This is a genomic window from Schlesneria sp. (assembly GCF_036405755.1).
Classification (GTDB): Bacteria; Planctomycetota; Planctomycetia; order Planctomycetales; family Planctomycetaceae; genus Schlesneria; species Schlesneria sphaerica.
In genome coordinates this window covers 1-3,826 of the sequence record NZ_DASWWZ010000505.1, presented here as the reverse complement: position 1 = coordinate 3,826, position 3,826 = coordinate 1, and the positions used below count along the sequence as shown (strand labels likewise).

Annotated in this window: 4 protein-coding genes; 2 read left to right on the top strand and 2 right to left on the bottom strand. The window is 58.6% G+C overall.

Annotated features, from left to right (window positions below):
• On the bottom strand, positions 1–185 hold a 185-nt coding region (locus VGE80_RS17155), incomplete at its 3' end, for a hypothetical protein (protein ID WP_440593519.1).
• A gap of 6 nt (positions 186–191) precedes the next feature.
• Positions 192–746 (bottom strand): hypothetical protein, encoded by a 555-nt coding sequence (locus tag VGE80_RS17150; protein ID WP_397571616.1) that lies wholly within the window; start codon positions 744–746, stop codon positions 192–194.
• Positions 747–983: 237 nt separating this feature from the next.
• On the opposite strand from VGE80_RS17150, the gene VGE80_RS17145 reads away from it, so the two are divergent.
• Together VGE80_RS17145 and fabF are read left to right on the top strand one after the other, a co-directional pair.
• Entirely contained in the window at positions 984–2,261 is a 1,278-nt protein-coding gene (locus tag VGE80_RS17145; protein ID WP_440593518.1) for a beta-ketoacyl-[acyl-carrier-protein] synthase family protein, read from the top strand.
• A gap of 85 nt (positions 2,262–2,346) precedes the next feature.
• The gene (gene fabF, locus VGE80_RS17140; RefSeq protein WP_440593517.1) at positions 2,347–3,594 is read left to right on the top strand and encodes a beta-ketoacyl-ACP synthase II; all 1,248 of its coding nucleotides are present in this window, start codon (positions 2,347–2,349) and stop codon (positions 3,592–3,594) included.
• Positions 3,595–3,826 lie beyond the last annotated feature (232 nt).

Sequence of the window (3,826 nt, the reverse complement as noted above, 5' to 3'; positions counted from 1 at the left end):
ACCGCGCGTTGTCCGTCGATGAAGTGCAGCTCCTTTATGGCCTCAAGTCCGGAGCGGGCGAGCTGGCGAAAATCGCAGCCGAATAAAGAACCTCGCAGCCCCTGGAACTCAGACCGTTGACGACGACAGCCCATGAAGCGTTTCTCTTTATGGGCTGTCACCTTAAAACCACGTGTCATCAACATGTGTTCTCAGGTAGTGGGGCCTCGCAGTTCGGCCAGCCACGCAGCCAACTCTTTAAGGTCCTGCACGTCCATCCCCGAAACCAGCTCGCGACGATGCACATCATGCACCGCAAGAAGATGGTCTGCGTGAAAGACGATCTCACTTCCAAACCAAACCCCATGTAGCCGGGACTCGACCATCACATTGTCGACAACACCCAGAAAGAGGTCATCAACTCGTTCTGAGATCCGGCCCCAGAAGTCTTCACCCCAGCCACGTGAAGGGATCACCCGGTCGGGTAAAGGAAAGAGGGATGCAGGGTGCGTATGCTTCAATATGGGTTTGGAAAGTGGCCCCGCGCACGAAGGACACGGACATTTCTCCGCGACTTCCTCATGCAGCGAGAATCGTGGTGAATCGATCCGCAGCTCGACGAATTGCCCCGGGCGGACCTGACGCTTCAGCACAGCAGGCGGAACGTGAAATGTCGCTGGGTTTGCCCGATGCATCTCAGCGCCGTCCACCAACTGGTAGTCGTTTCGAAACCGCTGATCCTGAAGTCGCTGCTGTAATCTCGACATCTCACCATTTTCAGCAAATTGGCCCGGAATCACGATCACACTCTCTTCTGCAGTATAACACCGCTAAGATTGGAATTGGCTGCCATTGATCCTATTCCGAGCCACGCGGATGCACGAACCCCCGCCTGCGTTTCGTGTCCCGATCGATCAGCCAATTCCCTTTGAAACCCGTCTCTTGACGCTGCATGAAATTGTATATACAAGTTTTTCACATGCGGTTCCAACGAGGAGATACTTGTGAAAAAGAGACGAGTCGTTGTCACTGGACTGGGATGCGTCAGTCCGGTCGGAAACTCGCCCGCGGAGTCCTGGAACGCATTACTGAATGGCCAGTCGGGAGTCTCCGCGATCTCCATATTCGACGCCTCCAACTACCCCGCACGGATCGCAGCCGAGGTCAAGAACTTTGGGACGACATTCCCAGAGGTACAAAAGCGATATCCCAAGTCCGGACGCAACATTCACTTTGCCATTGCTGCCGGGGCTCAAGCTGTCCGGGACTCGGGGCTGCAGCAGGCAGGATACGATCCGGGCCGCATCGGCGTTTACACCGGTGCAGGCGAGGGAAGTCAGGATTTTGAACTTTTCATGAGCACGGTGGCTCGCTCGTCCACGGATGGCAACTGCGATCTCCCCGCCTTCAATCAGCTCGTGCTGGCCAATCTCGACGCCGCGAAAGAGATGGAGCAGGAACCGCACATGGTATCCGCTCATCTCGCAGCGGAGTTCGGTTTCGAAGGCCCCAATCTCAACACCCTCACGGCCTGTGCCGCAGCCGCTCAAGCCATCGGGGAATCCGCCAAACTGATCGAAGATGGACTCCTCGATGCAGCACTGACGGGCGGCAGCAGCTCCATGATTCATCCGTTCGGAGTCACTGGTTTTTGTCTGTTGACGACTCTGTCGACGCGTAACGATGACCCCACCAGGGCATCGCGACCCTTCGATCTGGACCGTAATGGTTTTGTCCTGGGAGAAGGGGCAGGGATCATCATTCTGGAAGAATACGAAGCGGCGCGACGGCGTGGGGCCCCGATCTACGCCGAGCTGACCGGGTACGGTTCCACCGCCGATGCCTACCGCGTGACGGACATTCATCCCGAAGGGAGGGGAGCCGTCACCGCGATGAAGCTGGCTCTTCAGGAAGCCCGCTTGAACCCCTCCGACGTCAGCTACCTCAATGCGCATGGAACCAGCACCAAGGCGAACGACGCACTGGAAACTCTGGCCATCCGCAAGGTCTTTGGAACTGCCGCCGATCATCTTCCTGTCAGCAGCACCAAAAGCATGACAGGTCATCTGGTCGCAGCCGGCGGTGGGATCGAAGCCGTCTTCTCCGTCATGGCCATCGGCGCCAACGTCATCCCGCCGACAATGAACTACGAGACCCCAGACCCTCAGTGTGATCTGGATTACGTCCCACTCACCGCGCGGGAACTGCCCGTTTCGCACGTTCTCTCCAACAGCTTTGGCTTCGGCGGTCAGAACGTGTCGCTCCTGTTCTCGCAAATCTAGGTGAATCCCCCGTAAGATTCTCCCCCCGAAGTTTCCTCGTGATCGCCATTCCGCGCGGTCCGTTAATACCTGACAAGGACGTCCCATGGAAATGCGCCGCGCGGTCATCACTGGCCTCGGAACAGTGAACCCCTTAGCCAACAATATGCCCGACTTCTGGAAGGCGGTCTGCGACGGTCAGTCTGCGGTGGGCAGGATCTCCCGATTCGATGCTTCTAACTACCGCACCCGGATCGCCGCCGAAGTCAAAAACTTCCAGCCGGACGAAATTCTCGGAGGCAAACAGGCAAAAAGGCTCGACCGTTATGCGCAATACGGACTGGTCGCCGCAATCGAAGCCCTGAAAGACGCGGGACTCGACCCGACAAGCGGCGACCCCCGGCGAGCCGCCGTCGTCGTCGGAACCGGCATCGGCGGGATGGAAGTCTTCGAGGAAGAGAGCATCAAGCTCCAGCACGTCGGCCCCGGACGCGTCAGCCCGTTCTTCGTTCCCCGCATCATGCCCAACGCGGCGGCCGCGGCGATTTCGATTCACTTCGGGGTCACCGGCCCCTGCTTCAGTGTCTCATCCGCGTGCGCATCGGCCGCTGACGCCATTTCCACCGCCCGTGACCTGATTCGCACCGGACGGAGTGACATCGTGATCACTGGCGGAGCAGAGGCTCCCATCACACCGCTCGGCCTGGCTGGCTTCTGCGCTGCACGATCTCTCTCCGAACGAAACGATGCTCCCACCCAGGCCAGTCGCCCCTTCGATCGGGGACGCGACGGATTTGTGCTGGGTGAAGGGGCTGGAATCCTCGTCCTTGAAGATTATGAACACGCCCTCCACCGGGGCGCCCGGATCTACTGCGAAATCGTGGGGTACGGACAGACCGCCGATGCCCATCACATGACGGCTCCCAATCCGTCGGGTGCCGGTGCAGCGGAGGCGATGCGCGCTGCCATGCAGGATGCCCACGTCATGCCCGAGCAAATTCCCTACATCAACGCACATGCCACCAGCACGGAACTCGGAGACGCCGCCGAAGCGACAGCGATCCGGACCGCATTTGGCGAACGAGCGGCCGATCGACTTTCAATCAGCTGCACCAAAAGCCTGATCGGCCACCTCTGTGGCGCAAGTGGTAGTGTGGCCGCTGCCGTCATCGCGATGTCCATCCGCGACGGTGTCATTCACCCGACGCTGAACTTTGACGAACCATCCGAAGAATGGCTGAAAAAGACTGTCCATACATCCCCCGTCGATGAAAAAATTCGAATGGGTATGCTCAACAGTTTCGGTTTTGGCGGCCATAATTCGTCCATCATCCTGGCCGCCGTCGAGAACTGAAGTTCACGCCGGCAGGATGAAAAGCTCCAGCAACATGGTCCGACAACTTGAACATCAGGGGAGATGCGAATGAACTTGGCCACCAGACGAACCACTCTTCGAATCCAGCCGTTCAGCCTGCTGACGGTCACCCTTCTGATGATCCTTTTCGGAGGTGCCCCGGCACACGCCGAACACGATGGCAAAGTTCAGATTCTGCTGCTGGGCGACAGCACGACAGAAGGGATCATCC

What these genes read in the sequence shown, in the direction of transcription:
- VGE80_RS17150 (WP_397571616.1), bottom strand. Translation starts at nt 746, where the DNA reads ATGTCGAGATTACAGCAGCGACTTCAGGATCAGCGGTTTCGAAACGAC.
- fabF (WP_440593517.1), top strand. Translation starts at nt 2,347, where the DNA reads ATGGAAATGCGCCGCGCGGTCATCACTGGCCTCGGAACAGTGAACCCC.